The following is an 18,883-nucleotide window of genomic DNA, read 5'->3' as shown; positions in this document are numbered from 1 at the left end:
CAGCAGCAACTGCGCTTGGTCATTCACCCAAGCTGGCACCGTATTGGCGTTACGGCTGTTCTGCGCTCGATCAGCAGACATCTCACAAGCCTGCTTGGGGCGGTAACCTCGAGAGCCAGTGTTGCGGCTCAACTCCCGACTGATGGTGGACTTGTGCCGGTCCAGCAGTTTGGCTATTTGAGACTGATCGTGTCCGGCTTTCATAAGGGCATGAATCTGATATCTTTCAGCTTGGCTGAGGTGTTTGTAGGTCATAAGCAACTTCGACTGCCAGGTCAAGAAGCTTTGAATGCTAAACATTCTCAGCCACCTAACCATTAGTTAATCAAAGTTGCACTTCGTGCTTGAATCCACCCAATTTAATTTGGATGCCTTTTGTATTCTTTACTGAGCCTTAGCCAGCTCATGCAGCGAGTCAAATCGCCGCAGTAAGTAGTCAATTTCTGTGCCGATGGCGCGAGACGCCTTGGGTGTTTAGCTTCAACCTGCTGTTGGGCTTGCTTGAACCGGGTATTTGCGTGGGAAAAAATTGGGCTGCCATTTTCAAGTGGTCTGGAAATCTTGGGCTCTGGTGAATTTACAACCATCCAACGAAAGCCAACAAGATTTCCAAAAGTGGTTAACAAAATAAATTAGGGCAATGTTTCCGCTTCGTTTTCTAGGTCAAAGCGTCGCAGCACACCGGCACGTGTTTCGTTCTTGGCGATTTGGCGGATGTGGATTTCTGCCTCGGTGGTAGCGCCCCAGTCTCGACCAGAAAAGAATCGTTCAATATCCGCATCGCCAGTCAATGTGTGACCTGTTTTTGAGTAAATGTAGTTTGTCAATGTGCTGTAGATTTCCCGCACATTGGTAATGTGTAGATCCAATTGCGTCGCGCAGTTTATGTAACTTGACAATTGTTTGATCTGCTTTGCCTGCTCAGATGAGTCAATCCAATAAACTTTCAGAATATTGCTTGAATTGGACATCAAAAAGAAATCGCTTACCCCAGTGCCACAAAAGACGACACTTTGCATCTGGTAATCGCTTTTCTTCATCGCGTAACGATGCAGCTCTTCAAGTAAAACAATTCGGTCATCTAAGACTTTGGATGCTTTGCTGACCCCCCGAACATAAATGTCAGCGCCTGCTGGAAATCTTTTCTCAAGCACTTCCATTGGCGGAAGCTTTGTTTTGTCTTTTAAAAAAATATAGCCTTGTGGGTATTTCATGATCAGCTCCGGATATTTGAAATTTTGATTACATTGGATTGGCCAGCTTTACGAGCTTGGTTGGCGCTCATGACCACATCGCTAAATATTGACCTTGCCGAACCTCTACCAGCTTGCACTACTTGGTCCAACGTTGCGTCTGGTGGTGCCACCAATCCTGACTGGGTGTAGATACGACGAAGAATGGGACGCCAGTGCTGTGCCGGTGGCGCATTCATGTCAACCAGCACACTGCGGTTTTGCACCCCTGGGTCAACTTCATTCAAGTGGTTGGTGGTCATGATGAACGCCACATTGGTTCGGTTCATCAAAGCCTTGAAAGAAGCCTTGGCTGCATCGGTCAGCAAATCCACTTCATCCAAGATCACATAGTGCAGTCCACTGGTGTTCCATGACACAAAGCTGGTGGCGTTTTGGATGCTGTTGATCAAGCCCACACCGTTTTGACCTTGGATGCAGGGGTGGTAGCTTTGCGCGGGATTTGTGGTGTCTGACAAATCGCCAATGGGTATTGCATGCGCATTTGGGTCTGATTTGGCGGTCTCAATCAAGCCGGGCAACAAATTGGCCATAGTGGTTTTTCCAGTGCCATAAAGTCCGTGCAAGACGATGCCGTTGACGCCGTTGTCAGGAAATGACAGTGTGGCATCCAAGATGCTTTCCAATTTGAAGCGACTGTTTTGTTGCAGTGCAAAGTCGTTCAGACATCGTGGTGCAATGACTTTGACTGAGTTAATGCTGGTTAGTGACATGGTGCAATCTCCATCAATTAAAAAAGGGAGTGACCACGCTGGCGTGATCACTCAAGGGTTGAAGACATTTATCTGTGCATTTAACTGAATAGGTAGTTAGTCAGATCTGTTGCAGGAATTTGTTTAAGCTGCCTTCAAAGCTGCTCGTGCCGCTGCCCGTTGCTCGTCCATTGCGTCTTGCTCTTGTTGCAGCACGCGAGCTTTTTCTTGCTCTGCGCCGACACTGGCAAAGGTTGCCAATGCGCTATTGATCACCGATTTGTTTTGCACAACCTTGCGCACAGCAAAAGTGCCATCGTCCTCTCGTGTGGCCAGCAGCACCACTCCTTCTTCAAGGCTTTCGGTGGAATAGTTGGCGTTTAGCGAATCGCCTGACACAGTGGCCAAGACATCACCTTCCAGCACAGAGCGGCCCAAAGCTGCTTTGTCTTTGACGGATTTGGGCTTGGCGGTGCTGCTGCGGCGGACTTCCTCGATGCCTCCGTTGTCCCGAAAAAACTTTGGCAGTTCCATTACTTGTTTTTTTTCTGCAATGGCCACTTTGAGAGCAGAGGCGTAGGCACTGACGCGGCGGCGGTCTACGCCAAAGACGCATTTGACGATTTTTGTGATCAAGGGCGTGGCATCTGTGAACTTGAGCCCCTTGGTGTCAATGTAGTTAGCCAGCCCTTTTTTGAGACCTTTGGCCGCAACTCCCGTGCCGGACATGGCGTTGTTAAGCGAATAGCAGTGCTGCAAGAGGGCGTAAAGGCCATCGTTGGCCGATGCCAGCTCGTTGCTCTCCCATTCAACACGCTGTGTTACCAGCGTGTCTATGGCTTCGCCAATAGATTGCTCGGGGTTGCCTTTTGTCAAAAGATTGCCGATATTTATGGCAAATGTGCTGGGTCGTTCCACTGCTGGAACTGCCGCAGCCAAAGCTGTTGCTTCGGTGGCTTGGGTTTGATCACTCATGAAGTTCTCCAAAAAATGTGAATTGAAAGTGCGGCAATCACCATGATGGCCACCCCCCGATTTCAGCTTTTGGTACAGCCCGTGAATACATACAAAAAGGGTTAACGAAAAAAGTTAGTAAATCTGTGAAAGGGGTATTGGCAATGGTGGCAACTCTCCTGACTGGGCTTGCTCGGTCAACCAAACGGCATTGGGTCGCTGCAATGACCTCCGCGCGACTTTTCTATAACTACCTGCGCTTGAGCCCCAGTTACGCAGCAGGCAGCTTGCACAGCCTGCGTAGCTTGGGCAGTAAGAGCATCAAGCTAAACCGGCACGGTGCAAAAGTGCTTGCCTGTGTCAACAAGTACCGTGATGTACACCAAACCAGTTTTGAGGACTGGGTGGCAGGTGCAGGCAGTGTGCGCATCAAAGCTCCGAGCCGAATGCCGGAGATAGTCTCTGCTCAAACGCTTATGGTCGGGCATCAGTCGGATTTGTTTATCCGCTTTCCGTATGGACGTAATGCCATGCCGCAGCTGGAGCTTTTGGCCATGATTGCCTCCATGGTGCCGTCAGCTGTCAAAGTCAGGGCAGACAGTGAAGATCACCTAGGCGTGCGATTGACGCCAGTGGTGCAGAAAAACCTCTGGCGTGATGTCTACCTTGCCTACCTGATTAAAAACTACCCCGAGGCAGAACTTTGGCGATTGGGTGCAGAGGCCATGCTGGTTGACAGATTCATTGGCAAGGTCGAGCCCACGGGTCGACGCATGAACTCCAGCCAAGATCATGAGCGACGATTGTTAGTGGCCATGGTGGTTCGGCACAGAGCATGGGCGGCAAACATTTCTGAATATGCCGCCATCGACAAGTTTCCCTGCAAAGAGGCCTTGTCCAATGATCAGCAATGCCTTGAGTTGCAAGCCGTGGACTTATTGCCACATCTAACTTCCCACTCATTGGAGGAGTCCATGTACGCCAGAAGTCAGGTAATACGGTGTACTGGTGCGGTGGGCATGGTGTCAGCAGAACCATCATTCAAGCACCAAGGCCTGTTGTTCTGACCCGTGCTTGTTTGGGCTGGTGGATTGCAAGTCCGCCAATTGGAGTCCGGACAGCATAAGGGCTGCCCCCCGTCATCAAGTGTCGGGCGAACCGACACTTGGTGTTGTGCCCCTTGTGATGTTGAGTCTTGAGTGACGCTGCGAGTTTTACACCAACTCAACCGCACGGCGCAGCATGTCGTCGCTGGCATCCACATATCCGATAGTGGTCGATATGTTGCGGTGTCCTAGGATTTTCATCAGCACCCTGATGCTGGCTCCTCGGCTGCTGAGCGAAGTTGCAAACGTCCTGCGACCACTGTGGCTACTGGCACCGTCAATGCCAGCCACGCGATACATGTTCAAGAAGTGCTGAGCCAATGTGTTGGGCGTAAAGCCTCTGCGTGGGTGTTTCTGGGTGTAAAAGAACGCAGCTGAGTCTTCGCGCTGCTTGATTGAACTGGCATAGGTTTGTAATTCCTTTTGCAGCTTGGGACTGATGTAAACAGTGCGTGGATGTCTGCCCTTGGTCTGATCGGCATTCAAACGTACCTCCTCGCGCACCCGCCCTTCTGCGTTGATCACATCCGTCCAAGTGAGTTGGGCAACTTCTCCCACGCGAAGTCCTGCCAAATGGGTCATCATCAGCATGGCTCTGTTGCGGGCTGCATGTGCTCTTGTGGCTATGGAATCAGTTACACGGCGCAATTCAGCAGCTGTGAGTGTTTTTGCTTGTTTCATTTCAGTGCTCCTAAAAGTAATAAATACAGAGCTACAGTTTGTTTTCTTTGATATGGTCTGGACAACCTGAAACCCGAAACAACTTCGGGTCAATGAAATCAATGCGTTACGCAAGAACCTCATGAAATCACGATTTGATGTGGTTTTAGTATGAGCGTCTGTGGATAACTCGTGGCTGTTACGCCACGATGTATTTAGCAGCCCTACAAGCAGTTTTTGATCAGCTGGGTAGCTCGGGGTGCTGGGCTCAAGCGATCTTGCGCTGTAGGGCTGATTTGACCCAGCTGCTGTTTGCCCAAATGGGGTCTGCATTGATAATTTTTTCAGCTGCGAAAAATTAGCACCCAGTACTTGACTTTTCATGGTGGTGATTTTTAACCACTCCTGAGGTTACATAACTGAACTCGCACGATGCCATTTGTAAAATTGCTGAATCCATTCATGGTGTATTGATAGCGAGCCTTGCAGCTCGCTTGTGCTTTCACAAATCCCTTTTCGCTGATCGCTCAAGGATTTGTTTCAGCACATTTATTTCCTATTTGATACTAGAGTTTGAATTGTCAATTTAATTTGATATTGTGTTGATGCTTGAAACTGTGACTGGTGTTCAAGGGCTTTCGCTAGATTCAACCCACACTGAGCCTTGTGCACACAGGCTCAGTTTTTTGGGCAACACTCTTTCGCTGAGTTCGTTACCACAGCACTTCAGCACAACCTAATTAGGCAAGGGCGGTTTCGCGGTCTCCTTTTATGTGCTGCTAATGAAACGCAACAGTCTGCGACAGCCGAAGTGCCAACTGGCCGCAGGGTTTGCAAGTTGCTGTGTAGGCAGGGCTTGCTCGTGGTGCATGGACATTGAGTCCATCACCTTGGTGCTTGAATAGATTCTTGTGTCAATTGGTCAGCAACTCCCAACAGCATCCTCAACGGGTAGTGACAACAAGTCTCTGCTACCGCTCAGAATTTCCGTCCCTGCGAACACCAATGTCCAGGTCTAGGGCGTCAAGTACGACTGAGTGACGCGGCTCTTTGTTTCGGTAGTAATAAATGGCAGCACAAATCCAGTTCTTTGATTTGCCTGTCATGTTTATTTAGCTGAACCAAATAAAAGCTATTGAAAATCTGGTGATTTTTATGTGATTTTGGGCAAAGTCCCAGAGGTCTTTCGGGTTTCCATGACATCGTGGTTGCCCAGAAATGCTGGTCGAAACTAAAGTTGTTTTTGTCATTAACAAACAAGGAGCAAATGACATGAGCACAATCGCAACTCTCAAGCTGAGTACCAGCAAAAAGTCACAGGTGATGAATCCCGCAGCACAGCGCCGCAACAAGCTGTGCAAGAAATTGTGGGAGCAGATCCAACTGGCACAAGCCCACTTGGAAGGCAAAGAATTCACCACCACACGCTTTCGCACTGTGACAGATCAAGATGGCTTGCGTCGCAGCATCGAGCTGCCCAAGCGTGTTCGCGCTTGGTGGTGGAATGGGGACAACGGCAAGATTGCACTGAATGTCAGATATGGTGCGAAGGTGGTTGAGATTGCCAAGGGCAAAAGCACCATAGAAGTTGCTGCACAAACAGACTTGATTCCCACTTTGGAGCTGCTCAAGCGGGCAGTGGAAGCCGGAGAGCTTGACACCCAAATTGAGTCTGCCAGCAACAAGCTGCGGGAGGGCTTTGGCAAGTAAACATCAGGCCTGATTGAAATTCAGGCCTGTTCACGCAGTGTCGGTTGAACCGACACCCGGAACCCGGGCTGGAACCGCACGGCCTAGGTTTTTGAATATGCCCTGAGTACTTTTCTGATAAATAAAAGAAAAGGAGTCGGGGATGCGTATCAATGAAATTGCCAGTGCCGAAGATCAAATGGCCTTGTGGCGCTTGGTCAGTGACAGTGTTTGGCAGGCCATTGAAACCCAGCGTCAGCAACAAGCACAAGCTGAGCAGGCCAAAGCAGCCAAGGCCAAGCTGAAACCTCGGGGTGGTCGCAAAGGCAAAAGCAGATCAGCTGCACCCATGCCCTCCCCCAAGACACCCCCACCCAAGAAAGCCCCACCCCCAGAGAACCCCAGCGCCAAGCCCAGTCAACCCCCAGCTGCCAACCCACAGGCTCAGAGCCTAGCCCAGCGTCAGCAAGCACTTGCCCCCCGAATGCCTGTGACAACTACCACAACGGCAAATTCGTCTATCGTGCCGAAAAGCGGGGCTTTTGTGGCAAATACTGCTGCGACAGCAAAACCTCAAGCTTGGTCACGACAGGCATAGTGGAAATGGTTGCCTTAAACAAGAAATGGTGTCTTGAGATAAGACACCATTTCCGAACTTCAAACTGTCAATGGTTGTGCATCTCTGACATGCCTTCAGGCACATAGCCTAGCAATGAGGGATCTAACATGCCAGCAATCATTGCGATATGTCCGAACACCAAAAACAATGCCACACAAATGGCATGTGTATGACGCTTGGACTCATCTGTCGCTTTTGTGTTGACCCATCCTAATTCCTGAAAAGCGATGTAGATGAGTGGCAGGCCGCCAATCAAATAAGTGCCCACCGCAATCACATCAATGATGGTTCGCCACTCTCCTGCTTGGGTGATGGGCAACACGGCGGTTTTCATCAGATACACAATCACCCCGATGAAATACAAACCCACAGTGATTCCTGCCATGCGGTTCAAGCTATTGACCCAGCCCGTGTAGTTGCGTGTGGACAGCAGATACAACTCGCTGATGGCCAGCGTTTCCGCCAGCACTATCGGAATGGCCATGAATATCAATAAGTTCCAAGGTTGGTTGACAGCCAACAACTCCATGTAATGCGTCATGTTCATCAAATTCTCCAATCAAAGATAACAGCCCTCAAAGGGGCAAGATGTTTTTTTAGATTTGGAAAGGACGCTTGGGAGGTTTGAACTGCTTGAATGGATGTTCTTGAAGAAGCAATGTTCGAAAAACTGGATTCCACGTGTGATTCAAATGCAATGCAGATTGCGGCTTGTGGCTTGCTAATGTGGTGAAGCCTAGGCAACACAAATGACCAGTGATATGACAAGATTTTTGGTGGCTGGTGTCTTGTGCTTCGTGGCATGCCGTGTGGCTTTCAGCAGTCATAGACCCAACTGGTGACGTTGACAAGGATTCCAATGGCATGGCAGATGCGTGGAATAAACCACTGATCAAACTAAAACACAATGTCAAGCACCACATACGCATAAGCCATTCTAGTGGACACCAACTTATTCTGTCCATATTGAGAGCAAATTACCTCCTATTGAATTCTTAAACCTAACTCAAACAAACCAGGGCAACTTTCGCCCTAGTTGTCCTGGTTTCAATGCTACTTACTTTCCTGTGTGATTCGCTGCAATGAAGTTACCATTTTCAGCAAAAAACAAATACAAAGTTGCCTTTGTCTTGTCAGAGGCAGTTGGGTTTTTAATGACGATTTTCCATTCTTTGCCTTTTTCCCCATCGATTGGAGCGATGGATTCAGGAGTGATGGCTTTCCAACCGGCATCTAGCTTGCCGCGAGCAATCAATTTTTCAACTCGCTGATCGGCACACTTGAGAACTGTCTCTTTGGCTGCCGGCTTGCTACCGTGAAAGTGGCAATCCTCACCACCACCCGCCATGACTGATTGAGAAGATGTGATGGCTAACACCAATGTCAAGATCTGAATAATATTTTTCATGTTTTTTCCTTTGAATTAAAGTGAATTTCGAGGTGAAGTTGTTGCATTTTGAATTTCCATATCCTCGTGGATATGAATATGCTCTTGAACAGGGAATCGGAAAAGCTCTGCGTTTGTGTCGTGCTGGTAACCATGCAATTGAACAAACAACAGGTATATGCCTGCTGCAATCAATCCCAAATTTGCAAAATAGCTGAATCGCAAAAAAGACTTTGATTTTCTGAATATTGCAAGTACACCCACCATGACAATCAGTGCGGCAATTTGTCCAAGCTCAACACCTACATTGAAGCTCAGGATGCGAAGCAACATTTGCCACGAATCTTCACCAAGTGGAAGTTGCTGCAAACGAGTGGATAAGCCAAAGCCGTGTAACAAGCCAAAGGCGAAAACCATGCCAAGCAGGTTCGGTGAAGACATATTGAAATGCTTCTGAAAACCGCCGTTGTTGTCAAAACCTTTGTAGATCACACTGACTGCAATGATGGCGTCAACCAACCAAAAGTTCCAAGTGATATGGAAAAAGGTTGCAAAAACCAAGGTGATGCAGTGACCCACAGTAAAGGCAGTCACAAACTTCACAATGTCTTTGAAAGTGCTTAAGAAAAACACCACGCCCAGCAAAAACAGCAAGTGGTCGTAGCCTGTGAGCATGTGACTGGCACCCAGTCCCACATACTGCATATAGCCGCCATCCAACATCCGTTGCTTGTCCGCTTCGCTGATGCCATGTGCAAACGCAAGCAATGGCATCAGTAAGAGCAGTAAACCGCCCTTCATGAATGAAAAGTTCAATTTCATAACGACCCTTTTGAAATCAATAAACAGACGGCAAATTGCTCATCTGGACTCGAGATCAAGCGGGCAATTGCGGGGGTCTGAATGGACCCTCGATAAGGGCAGAAGCAGGTTGTTCAATTTGAGGCAAATGAACTCTGCTAACTTTCAAGAGAGGTGTCGATAAGTTGTTATCAACCAGCACCGCGATATTTTGAACATAATCAACCGTATGTTGATGAACCATATTGACATCGTCATGATCGATATGTAATGAAAATGAGTCATGGTGATGATGGTCAATGGCAACTTGGTGGGTCGTCATCATATGCAAGTTGTCTGCAAAGTTGATCAGGCAGCCATACAGACTGATGGCAAATAAATTCAAGCACAAAAGCAACGAAAAGATCGCTCGGGTTTTTCTGATCATCGCTAATTGTAAATTCATCCAATACTCCCTGGCACGATAGTCAATGGGAATGCTGATGATGAATGTCAGGGTAATGAGGATGCTTGTGTTTCAGTGCTGTATGCCTGTGCCAGTGAACATGGTTGTCGCTGAACACTTCGCCATCAGAATGATCATGTTGATGGTGCTCATCATGTGAGTGTGCATGTGAATGCTCAAGCACTTCGTGAGTATGTTCATGCTCATGAACTTCTGAGATGTGCAACCAAACCCCCAGTCCCATTAGCACTGAAGCTAACCAAAAAGCAGTACTGGCACTTTCACCCATAAACACCAGTGCCACCGCTGAACCAATGAATGGCGCTGTAGAAAAGTAAGCGCCTGTCCTGGCAGCACCTAGCCCTCTGAGTGCCAGGACAAATAACACCAGACTGATGCCATAACCACACAAACCCAGCGTCATTGCGACCACAGTTGTTTGGATTTCTGGGAATTGCATGCCCATCAATAAAGCGATGGTGCAATTCACAATACCAGCCAATAAACCTTTGGTGCTGGCTATGAACACTGGGTCTGAGGCGGATACCTTTCGTGTCAAATTGTTGTCTATTGCCCAGCATGTGCATGCCAAGGCAATGGCTGACAAGCCCAACAATGAAGAACCACTTTCTTTCGTGTCAGGTTGAAATGTAAGTACAACACCACCCAATACGATAGCCAACATTCCCAAAACGATACGCTTGTCTGCGTTTTCTTTGAAGACGACCCAAGCAATAACTGCAGTCAACACCGATTCCAAATTCAGCATTAAAGAAGCCGTTGATCCCGAGGTGCTGATCAAGCCATACATCAGGGCAACTGGTCCCAGCACTCCCCCGAAGAATATGGCACCTGCGAGCCATTTCCATTCGCCAGCCTGCATGCCCGATGCATGCCATGATTTGTCACGTACAAGTCTATAAACACTCAAACCAACACCGCTCCCCAAGTAGAGCAAGCCGCCTAGCAACACAGGCGGGACGTCGCCAATCAGTAGTTTGGCAAGGGGTGTACTGGCACCAAATAAGAATGCTGCCAATAATGCAAATACAACACCAGAGCGGTTCATCTGAAGATTCTCAATGCCTAACAGTTTTTTTCGAAATAACCATCATGATAATGAAATAGGTACTGCTAATGTCCTGAGAAAGGAAATCAGCTACCCTGCTGCCGTAGTGTCGGTTCACCCGACATCTATTGATCGTCCCGTCGCCGTACGCTGCCATCCCACTGCCTATCTTCAGCATGAAGTACTGTCCATTTGTAAGAATAATGGTATTTCAACTATTTGCTTGCAAAGCGATCGGTCGCTGACTTCAACTCACCCTTAGCTTCTACCAAAGTTCCAGCTTTACCCAAACCAAAGGCTGGCATATTGGCGTAGACATTTTCATAGGTGCCCTGACCTGCTTTGTATGTTTCGTGCCATATGCCTACGCTACCATCCGTGCCAACAGCTTTGTTGAATGCTTGCCAAGCTGGCAAATGGGCGGAGTCTTTGTTTTTTGCGTAATCAATGAGTAGTTCCATTGAACGCCAATATTGAACCAAAATGATCGTTCGTGAAAACCACATCTCGTGGTGTATCAAACCCAACTCTGGTTTTGTATAAAGCTCTGTCAGCATCTTGGGCATCGCATTCAGCACAGGCAAGTACTTGTGAAATGCCAGTGGCTTGTTGATACGCATCCCAATTAGGAAGACGACAAAATCACCATCCATCCGTGCTGTCATTCGGTCTTTGTAAATCATATGTCCTCCAATCGACACATCAACATTACTACATTTAGAAACCTACTTAGATAACCCTGCTGGATTGAACCCGCATCAATCAATCCAACTGAAGCGTGACGCATCCATCACACAGCTTGACCTCTGCTGGGTGTTTTATCCAGCTGCACAAGGAAGGGTTAAACCGACATCTCTCAACCGAGCCGTCGCTGGACGCAGACTTCACACTGCTTGACCTGTACGCGTTTTCAATTCTGTATCTTTAGGGTCGGACTGAACCGTCACCATCAGTCGTCCCGTTACTGGAAGCCGTGCAAGTGTCGTGATCAATTTACAAGCCAAATTGATAGAATTTGTCGATCCATACACTTTGCGAAATTTATTATGAAATATCCACTCAGTCTAATTGCGCCCCTTATGCTGTTTAACTTTGCAGCCCATGCAGAAAACAATCACAGCGGGTTCTACATAGGTGTGGACGCCAGCTATGAAACCATGTCAGTGAAAACGACCACTGCCACTGAAAACTTTGGCTCTGGCTCCAGTGTGATTCTTCATGCTGGATATGAACTTCCCTTGAATGACAAATACTCTGTGCTTCTTGGTGGCACTTATGACATTGACTATTACCTGAAGGGTAGTACCGGGACTGATGTCACAGTGTTCACCAAAGGCACTGAAAAGATTGACCAAAAAATCAAATGGGGCTTTTATGCTGCTCCTGGAATGTATTTGACGGACAACAGATTTTTATATGCCAAACTGATCTGGACCAACATGAAAACAGACCCCGATGGTGTGAAGTCGCCATCCCCCAATTTCTCATCCGTAGGCTATGGCTTTGGATACAGATACACATTCATGCAAGACAACTTGATCACTCTTGAGTGGGCAAGCCTGCCAACCAATAAAAAAGAATTTGCCAGCTTCAAGAGTGGCGCTGCCATTGCACCCAACTTGAGCATGATCACATTGGGCTGGGCGAAGAAGTTTTGATCATTCACAGTCCCGTTACTGGACGCTGTTACACAACACACAATAACGTTTCACCATTAGCTACTAATTTTTCTTCAGTACCAGTTACTGAAAATAAATCACACGATGTGAAAAATTGTTGTTTGCCTGGTTTAACGACTCTAGCTCTGGCAATAAATTTCTCCCCAGTAGCAGGACGTAAGCAATTTACAGAAAAGTTAGAAGCAAGTAAATTTGAACTTGCCATAGTTGCCGCCGCAAATCCACAAGCCGTATCAATCAAAGTACCTATCAGTCCTGCATGAAGAAAGCCTGAGTACTGCCCCATTTCTTTGCGCCACTCAATTTGAATTTCAACAGCGCCTTCAGTAGCACTCAACACACTAATTCCGCACCATTTATTGAATTCCGCCATTGAGTTGATTGATTCAATAAATTCTTTTTTATCATTCATTTTGATTTCCTTGCTTTGTTGTTAAACCATTCAATATGATCCTCAAGTTTTGTTCTAAGATCCAATTGAGTATTGATAGCTTCATTTACTTCTTTTATTCTTTGCCTTATTGCCTCTATCATTTCTTTAGCTGTCAAAGTTCCAGCTCTAAATCTTGGCAAGTAATCAGTTATTGAATTTATTGAGAATCCACATTCCCTTGACATACTAATAAAAATAGCCTCACGCACAACACTTTCGCTAAATTCACGATAGCTATTTTTTGAGCGGGTTGATTTAATTAACCCCAACGCCTCATACCGTCGCAGGCGATGCGTTGAAATATTTGTTCTCTTGGCTAACTCAGAAATTTTCATGTAAAAAAGTCTATCAACATTAGCATTACGCTAACGTTCACAACAGTGACACACATGTGACATTTCTAGTAATTCATTTGATGGTGGCAATCCCATCTCGTCATGACCTCACCCACCAATACCAACCCCACACCATAGTGTCGTTTTACACGACACCCCTTACCACCCCTCCTTCGTGTCAACCCTGCCCCGCACGGTGTCGAATGTGAGTTTTGATAACTCCATAGATTCATTTGCCTTGCTCAAGCATTCAAAATATACTTGTATAGCAAATTAGGAGACGTGCATGTTAGCCCTGAGACTTCCCGAAGATATCGAGTCCCGTCTTGACAAGTTAGCCAAAGCCACTGGGCGCACCAAGAGTTTTTACGCCCGTGAGGCCATTCTTGAACATTTGGCTGATCTGGAAGATCTCTATCTTGCAGAAAAGCGACTTGCCAAAGTTCGCAATGGCAAAAGCAAAACTTACAGCTTGAGTGCTGTGGAGCAAGAGCTTGGCTTGGCAAATTGAAATTGATGAAGCCGCCAAGAAAGAGCTTGGCAAACTAGACCCTCAAGTAGCTCGCAGAGTCATACAGTTTCTAAGAACCAGACTTCAAAGCGTCAAAGATCCAAGGAGTATTGGTCAAGCCCTGAAAGGTTCTGAGCTTGGTGACTTCTGGAAATACCGATTGGGTGACATCAGAATCATTGCCAGCATAGAAGATGATCGACTGGTGATCTTGGTCTTGCGGGTTGGTAACCGCAAGGAAATATATAGGCGCTGACTTGTAGGCTTGACTTCGTCGTGGAATACTTTCATTAAAGCCAACCAGCAACCACGGCCAATCAACTTCAGACCCTGATGCTGAAGTGTCGGTTCACCCGACATCTGATCAACCGAGCTGTTGCTGGACGCAGGGTAAGAGTCATAAGAAACGACATCCAATATAGATTTCAACTGTCAATCATTTCCACTAATCGCCTCGCGAGTTAAGTTTTCACATGCACTTATTGCAGCGACCTCATTCAGCCTGATGTTTATCAGCAATAAATTCATTCAGAAGCCATTGCATATCAAATTTATTTACATATCTGATTGAAATGAGCTATTTTTGGGACTTTGATAAATGAAGCTTGTCTATGACAATGGGTTTGCTTATTTCAACCCAAGGACCTAACGTGCAATTCAAACTTCCCATTTATATTTCTTCTGTAGCTATTGCACTTGCCGTGGGCGCAAGCTTGTCCACGTTCACACCTACTTCAAATGCTGTGGTGTCCACTCCTACCCTTTCAGGTTCATGCGGTATTGCGATGTACATGACTCGCAAAGGCGTTACGCCCAGCGGAGATCAAGCATTGGATGGCATGGGCATCATCAACTTTGACAACAAAACAATTGTGGGATCAATCAATAAACTTGAGCTAGTTGACACTGTAAATTACCCTAAAGGAGCCAAACTAGAAGCAATGTCTTATGAGTTTGAAGTAAGTGGTGGCTATTTTGAGGGTGCTGCTTTGGTTTCTCAAAAAGCAGGTACCGCAGGTCACTTTCCATCATTTCAAGTATTGCCTGTGAATGGCAAAAATACATATTTGATTCAATTTATTGACAACGACACAGTTGGCGTTTGCCAAAAGATTTGATGCCATGAAAATCTCATTCTTCTTATTGACTCTGTTGCTGGTTGCTTGCGGTGGCGGAGGTGCTGGATCCAACAGCACCAGTTCAAGTAGCAGCATATCAACGACCTCTGGTGTTGCTGTCACCACAGCTGTCATGGGTGCTGGCAGTCAATGAAAAATCAAAGCTGAAGCTGCATTGAAAAACTACCCAATAGACCAGACCGTAGTCTCGCTATAATTTGCGGCTCGGCGCTTTAGCTCAGTCGGTTAGAGCGATGGAATCATAATCCACAGGTCCGCGGTTCGAATCCGTGAAGCGCCACCAAATCAAGCCCTTGATGTCCGCATCAAGGGCTTTTTCAATGAACATTCTCGGCTCGTCCATCGCCCTTTGAAAGCGCTCTTGGAATACCTTTCCTTCTCCTCCCAAACCTTGCAAGCTTTATTGGTGTCCACCGGTGTGGTGGCACTGGCCGAGATTGGCGACAAAACCCAATTGCTGGCCTTCATCTTGGCCGCACGTTTCAAAAAACCACTGCCCATCATCGCGGGCATTTTGGTGGCCACCATTCTGAACCACGGCTTGGCCGGTGCCTTGGGTGCGTACATCACCAACGCGGTGGACCCGTCCATCTTGCGTTGGTTGTTGGGCGCGTCCTTCATTGGCATGGCCGTGTGGACCTTGATACCCGACAAAATTGAAGAAGAAGAAACCGAAGTGGCGCACAAGCTGGGCGTGTTTGGTGCCACCTTCGTCACCTTCTTTTTGGCGGAGATGGGTGACAAAACCCAAATCGCCACCGTCGCCTTGGCGGCGCACTATGCCATGCCGCTGATGGTGGTGGTGGGCACCACCTTGGGCATGCTGATTGCCGATGTGCCCGCCGTGTTTGTGGGTAACAAACTGGCTGACAAAATCCCCATGCGTTTGGTGCACACCATCGCAGCGGCGATATTTGCAGTGCTGGGCGTGGCCACGCTCTTGGGCGTTGGCAAAAACTTTTTCTAAAACCGCTTATTGCTCGGGGTGCCGAGAGCAACTGCGAAACACCTCGGAGTACATGCGCAAGCGGTCTTTGCCATTGGTGAGTTCATCTGAAATCAAATCTGCAATGGAGGTGGTCAGGCGAATGAAATCGGGGTTGCAGTGGTGCTTGGTGTTGCTTTGGTATTTGTCTTGCCGAACCCAGCCGTTGTCGCGCATCAAAAAAGCATAGTGGGTCAGCTCGTGCCCAGCGGCCCAACTCACCATGCCACGACTCCAAGCGCTCAAGGTGCGCGGTGACACGCCTATTTGCAATGTGTTGTTGGGCTGGTCATTCGAAGGGTATTGAAACACCATACGGGCGTTCAGCGGCAAGCTGGCGTCCACCACCACTTGCGGCATCGGAAAGTCTGAAGGCCCAGCAGTCTCTGTTTTGATGAAGGTCCAAATGATTTGCAAAACCGCCATGTCCAACTTTTTATCAACGTTTTGAATCATGTCGGGTGTGGCAGGTTTGTTGGTGGCGAATTCCAGCTCCAACTCGCGAGCCATGATCTGAACCGCGCGGTAATGCAACAAACACAACTCCACATCATCACTCAACGGCGCTTGCATGACATCGCCCGTGTTCGCCAAGTTGTCTTTCATCCACTTGGCATAGGTGCTGTTGATGAAGTTGTAGTTCTCCAGCGCTTGGGTTTCAGAAGAACCTTGTTTGATGGTTAAAAAATAACCAATCCGAACATAGGTATCGCTGTGGTTGAGAAAGATATTGGCACTGCGAAGCTGTTCATCCAGTGCAGCATGAACAGCGAAATGGTTGCCAACCAAATCAAAAGCACTGGCACACCGGTTCGACAGGTAGGCCAATTCGGTTTTGTTGTCGCGCCACTGTGGGTGTTGGTCAACCCAGCTCTTGAGTGGCGGCATGTCTTGCGCAAAAGCCAGCCCTTGGACACAGCAGAGTAAAAAAGCAGCGAGGTTTTTCATCCGCAACACTTTAAAGGCTTATGGCTCCCAGCGTGCGAACAAGGGGGATTTGTTGTACGAATGGCTTACCTGCCCACGGTACCAAGGCTTTAGGCTGGTCTGACCCAGCGCCAAAGCATGGGCCTCGCTTCAGGTCTTTTTGGCCACCAAGGTCAAGATGTCATAGCTGGCCACCACCTCACCCAATTGGTTGGTGACTTCCACGTCCCAAGCCACCACGCCTTGGCCCACGCCGTTGGCGTCGCGTTTGCGGCGGTCGATTTTGCGTTTCGCAGTGAGCCGCGCTTGGATGGTGTCGCCAATGCCCACCGGCTTCACAAAGCGCAAGGTGTCCAAACCGTAGTTGGCCAAGACCGGGCCCACGGCGGGTGACACGAACAAACCCGCCGCCGCAGACAACACGAAATAACCATGCGCGATGCGTTTGCCAAAGGCGGAGTTTTTGGCGGCTTCTTCATCAAAGTGCATGTAGAAATAGTCACCCGAAATGCCGCCGAAGTTCACCACATCCGCTTCGGTCACGGTGCGTCTGTGGGTCAACAAGGAGTCGCCAATTTGCAGTTCTTCAAAATAACTTCTGAACGGGTGCAAGTGGGTGTCGTTCACTTTGGCACCACGCATGAATTCGCCGGTGATGGCGGCCAACATGCTGGGTGAGCCTTGCAACGCCGTGCGCTGCATGTAGTGCGTGACCGCCCGCAAACCACCCAACTCTTCGCCACCGCCTGCGCGGCCAGGGCCGCCGTGTTTGAGTTGCGGCAAGGGCGAGCCGTGGCCTGTGGATTCCACCGCGGCTTCGCGGTCCAAGATCAACATGCGGCCATGCCACGCCGCCGCCGCATGCACCACTTTCACAGCCACGGCGGGGTCGCGCGTGATCAAGCTGCCCACCAAACTGCCTTTGCCCAACTTGGCAATCGCCAAGGCTTCTTCCACATCCGCGTAAGGCATCAAGGTGCTGACCGGGCCAAAGGCTTCCACATCATGTACGGACGAGGTGCTGAGGGGTTTGTCACAGACCAACACGGTGGGTGCGAAGAAGGCCCCTTGGTCCACGCCCTCGCCCACCAGTTTCACATCGGCGCTGCCACCCAACAACAATTTGGCGTGTTGTTTCAGCAAGGCCACTTTGTCAGCCACGTCATCGCGTTGTGCATGGGAGGCCAATGCGCCCATGCGCACACCTTCCACAGACGGGTCACCGACCACGGTTTTCGACAATCGCGCAATGAGCTTTTCAGCAACGGCATCCAGGTGTTTGGCAGGCACGATGGCGCGGCGGATGGCGGTGCATTTTTGGCCTGCTTTGGTGGTGATTTCTTTCGCCACTTCTTTCACAAAAAGATCGAACTCTTCGTCATCCGGGCTGACATCGGGGCCGAGGATGGCGCAGTTGAGCGAATCGGCTTCGGCATTGAATGGAATGCTGTTCTTCACCAAGTTGGGATGCACCCGCAACTTGGCAGCCGTGTCTGCCGAGCCCGTGAAGGTGACGACATCGGACACGTCGAGTCTGTCGAGCAAATCGCCGGTGCCGCCAATCACCAATTGCAAACTGCCCTCAGGCAACAAGCCCGAATCCAACATCAAACGCACTGCGGCTTCGGTGAGGTAACTGGTGGCGGTGGCGGGCTTGCCAATGCAAGGCATGCCTGCCAAAAAGCTGGGTGCGAATTTTTCCAACAAGCCCCACACGGGGAAGTTGAAGGCGTTGATGTGCACTGCCACTCCACCGCGCGGCACCAAGATGTGTGTACCCGCAAAGCCGCCTTTTTTGCCCAATGAAAACGCAGGGCCTTCATGGATCACATTGCCCGAAGGCAGTTCGTTGCTGCCCATGCCTGCATACGCATACAAAGTGCCAGCACCGCCATCGATGTCAATCCAACTGTCGGCTTTCGTGGCCCCGGTATGCGCTGAGATGGCATACAAAGTTTCTTTGTGGTCCATCAAGTACTTGGCCAAGGCTTTCAAGCGTTGGGCACGTTCTTGAAAATCCATGGCCATAAGGTTGTTCAAACCCACGCTGCGTGCATGGTGCACCGCGCTCTCAAAATCAATGGCTTCGGCATGGGTGGTGGCCACGGTTTGACCGTTGATGGCGCTGCGCAAAGTTTGTGCAGATTGCTGGCCCAGCCATTGGCCAGCGATGTAACTTTGAAGGGTGTGTGTCATAGG

Annotated in this window: 22 protein-coding genes and 1 tRNA gene; 8 read left to right on the top strand and 15 right to left on the bottom strand. The window is 48.8% G+C overall.

The features are described 5' to 3' along the window. The 4 genes from AC8GFP_RS08820 to AC8GFP_RS08805 all read right to left on the bottom strand — a co-directional run. On the bottom strand, positions 1-255 hold a 255-nt coding region (locus AC8GFP_RS08820), incomplete at its 3' end, for a transposase (RefSeq protein ID WP_506611397.1). 377 nt (positions 256-632) lie between these two features. Then, positions 633-1,214: a hypothetical protein gene (locus AC8GFP_RS08815; protein ID WP_506612293.1), complete on the bottom strand. Its 582-nt coding sequence runs from the start codon at positions 1,212-1,214 to the stop codon at positions 633-635. Between the two features lie 2 nt (positions 1,215-1,216). Then, positions 1,217-1,966 carry a hypothetical protein gene (locus AC8GFP_RS08810; protein WP_506612291.1) on the bottom strand — a complete coding sequence of 250 codons (750 nt, stop codon included), beginning with the start codon at positions 1,964-1,966 and terminating at the stop codon, positions 1,217-1,219. Between the two features lie 123 nt (positions 1,967-2,089). Continuing rightward, positions 2,090-2,920, bottom strand: coding sequence for a hypothetical protein (locus AC8GFP_RS08805; RefSeq protein WP_506612289.1), 831 nt, complete (start codon positions 2,918-2,920; stop codon positions 2,090-2,092). Positions 2,921-3,123: 203 nt separating this feature from the next. Here AC8GFP_RS08805 and AC8GFP_RS08800 point away from each other — a divergent pair, with 203 nt between their 5' ends. Then, the gene (locus AC8GFP_RS08800; protein WP_506612287.1) at positions 3,124-3,966 is read left to right on the top strand and encodes a hypothetical protein; all 843 of its coding nucleotides are present in this window, start codon (positions 3,124-3,126) and stop codon (positions 3,964-3,966) included. Between the two features lie 147 nt (positions 3,967-4,113). On the opposite strand, the gene AC8GFP_RS08795 is transcribed toward AC8GFP_RS08800, so the two are convergent. Then, positions 4,114-5,049 (bottom strand): tyrosine-type recombinase/integrase, encoded by a 936-nt coding sequence (locus tag AC8GFP_RS08795; RefSeq protein WP_506612285.1) that lies wholly within the window; start codon positions 5,047-5,049, stop codon positions 4,114-4,116. A gap of 888 nt (positions 5,050-5,937) precedes the next feature. On the opposite strand from AC8GFP_RS08795, the gene AC8GFP_RS08790 reads away from it, so the two are divergent. Next, complete coding sequence (locus tag AC8GFP_RS08790; RefSeq protein WP_506612284.1) at positions 5,938-6,375, top strand: DUF6641 family protein; 438 nt, start codon at positions 5,938-5,940, stop codon at positions 6,373-6,375. Positions 6,376-7,019: 644 nt separating this feature from the next. Here the strand turns inward: AC8GFP_RS08790 and AC8GFP_RS08785 are convergent. The 6 genes from AC8GFP_RS08785 to AC8GFP_RS08760 form a co-directional block, all read right to left on the bottom strand. Continuing rightward, a complete protein-coding gene (locus AC8GFP_RS08785) occupies positions 7,020-7,520 on the bottom strand; it encodes a DUF6803 family protein (protein WP_506612282.1) in 501 nt (166 codons plus the stop codon). A 510-nt stretch (positions 7,521-8,030) separates the two neighbouring features. After that, on the bottom strand, positions 8,031-8,381 hold the full coding sequence (locus tag AC8GFP_RS08780; protein ID WP_506612280.1) for a DUF6488 family protein: 351 nt from the start codon (positions 8,379-8,381) through the stop codon (positions 8,031-8,033). A 15-nt stretch (positions 8,382-8,396) separates the two neighbouring features. Continuing rightward, positions 8,397-9,182, bottom strand: coding sequence for a HupE/UreJ family protein (locus AC8GFP_RS08775; protein ID WP_506612278.1), 786 nt, complete (start codon positions 9,180-9,182; stop codon positions 8,397-8,399). A 55-nt stretch (positions 9,183-9,237) separates the two neighbouring features. Continuing rightward, positions 9,238-9,606 carry a hypothetical protein gene (locus AC8GFP_RS08770; protein ID WP_506612276.1) on the bottom strand — a complete coding sequence of 123 codons (369 nt, stop codon included), beginning with the start codon at positions 9,604-9,606 and terminating at the stop codon, positions 9,238-9,240. Positions 9,607-9,628: 22 nt separating this feature from the next. Beyond that, positions 9,629-10,675, bottom strand: a complete 1,047-nt coding sequence (locus tag AC8GFP_RS08765; RefSeq protein ID WP_506612274.1) for a DMT family transporter — start codon at positions 10,673-10,675, stop codon at positions 9,629-9,631. A 215-nt stretch (positions 10,676-10,890) separates the two neighbouring features. Then, a complete protein-coding gene (locus AC8GFP_RS08760) occupies positions 10,891-11,358 on the bottom strand; it encodes a DUF4188 domain-containing protein (RefSeq protein WP_506612272.1) in 468 nt (155 codons plus the stop codon). A gap of 363 nt (positions 11,359-11,721) precedes the next feature. Here AC8GFP_RS08760 and AC8GFP_RS08755 point away from each other — a divergent pair, with 363 nt between their 5' ends. Next, on the top strand, positions 11,722-12,333 hold the full coding sequence (locus tag AC8GFP_RS08755; protein WP_506612270.1) for an outer membrane beta-barrel protein: 612 nt from the start codon (positions 11,722-11,724) through the stop codon (positions 12,331-12,333). A gap of 28 nt (positions 12,334-12,361) precedes the next feature. Here the strand turns inward: AC8GFP_RS08755 and AC8GFP_RS08750 are convergent, their stop codons facing one another. Together AC8GFP_RS08750 and AC8GFP_RS08745 are read right to left on the bottom strand one after the other, a co-directional pair. Continuing rightward, positions 12,362-12,766, bottom strand: a complete 405-nt coding sequence (locus AC8GFP_RS08750; protein WP_506612268.1) for a PaaI family thioesterase — start codon at positions 12,764-12,766, stop codon at positions 12,362-12,364. Further along, on the bottom strand, positions 12,763-13,122 hold the full coding sequence (locus AC8GFP_RS08745) for a MerR family transcriptional regulator (RefSeq protein WP_506612266.1): 360 nt from the start codon (positions 13,120-13,122) through the stop codon (positions 12,763-12,765). Before AC8GFP_RS08745 ends, AC8GFP_RS08750 begins: the two co-directional genes overlap by 4 nt. A gap of 286 nt (positions 13,123-13,408) precedes the next feature. Here AC8GFP_RS08745 and relB point away from each other — a divergent pair, with 286 nt between their 5' ends. The 5 genes from relB to AC8GFP_RS08720 all read left to right on the top strand — a co-directional run bounded on the left by relB (position 13,409) and on the right by AC8GFP_RS08720 (position 15,739). Continuing rightward, on the top strand, positions 13,409-13,633 hold the full coding sequence (relB, locus tag AC8GFP_RS08740; protein WP_506612265.1) for a type II toxin-antitoxin system RelB family antitoxin: 225 nt from the start codon (positions 13,409-13,411) through the stop codon (positions 13,631-13,633). Further along, positions 13,617-13,889: a type II toxin-antitoxin system RelE family toxin gene (locus AC8GFP_RS08735; protein WP_506612263.1), complete on the top strand. Its 273-nt coding sequence runs from the start codon at positions 13,617-13,619 to the stop codon at positions 13,887-13,889. Before relB ends, AC8GFP_RS08735 begins: the two co-directional genes overlap by 17 nt. A gap of 394 nt (positions 13,890-14,283) precedes the next feature. After that, a complete protein-coding gene (locus AC8GFP_RS08730) occupies positions 14,284-14,751 on the top strand; it encodes a hypothetical protein (protein WP_506612261.1) in 468 nt (155 codons plus the stop codon). A 227-nt stretch (positions 14,752-14,978) separates the two neighbouring features. Continuing rightward, a tRNA-Met gene (locus AC8GFP_RS08725) sits at positions 14,979-15,055 on the top strand. Positions 15,056-15,163: 108 nt separating this feature from the next. Next, positions 15,164-15,739 carry a TMEM165/GDT1 family protein gene (locus AC8GFP_RS08720; RefSeq protein WP_506612329.1) on the top strand — a complete coding sequence of 192 codons (576 nt, stop codon included), beginning with the start codon at positions 15,164-15,166 and terminating at the stop codon, positions 15,737-15,739. Positions 15,740-15,745: 6 nt separating this feature from the next. Here the strand turns inward: AC8GFP_RS08720 and AC8GFP_RS08715 are convergent, their stop codons facing one another. Together AC8GFP_RS08715 and paaZ are read right to left on the bottom strand one after the other, a co-directional pair. Beyond that, positions 15,746-16,705: a hypothetical protein gene (locus AC8GFP_RS08715; RefSeq protein ID WP_506612259.1), complete on the bottom strand. Its 960-nt coding sequence runs from the start codon at positions 16,703-16,705 to the stop codon at positions 15,746-15,748. Between the two features lie 129 nt (positions 16,706-16,834). Beyond that, on the bottom strand, positions 16,835-18,880 hold the full coding sequence (paaZ, locus tag AC8GFP_RS08710) for a phenylacetic acid degradation bifunctional protein PaaZ (RefSeq protein WP_506612257.1): 2,046 nt from the start codon (positions 18,878-18,880) through the stop codon (positions 16,835-16,837). Positions 18,881-18,883: the final 3 nt, after the last annotated feature.

The organism is Limnohabitans simekii (SeqCode), from assembly GCF_965234735.1.
Taxonomy (GTDB): domain Bacteria; phylum Pseudomonadota; class Gammaproteobacteria; order Burkholderiales; family Burkholderiaceae_C; genus Limnohabitans; species Limnohabitans simekii.
This window is presented reverse-complemented; position numbering and strand designations above follow the sequence as displayed.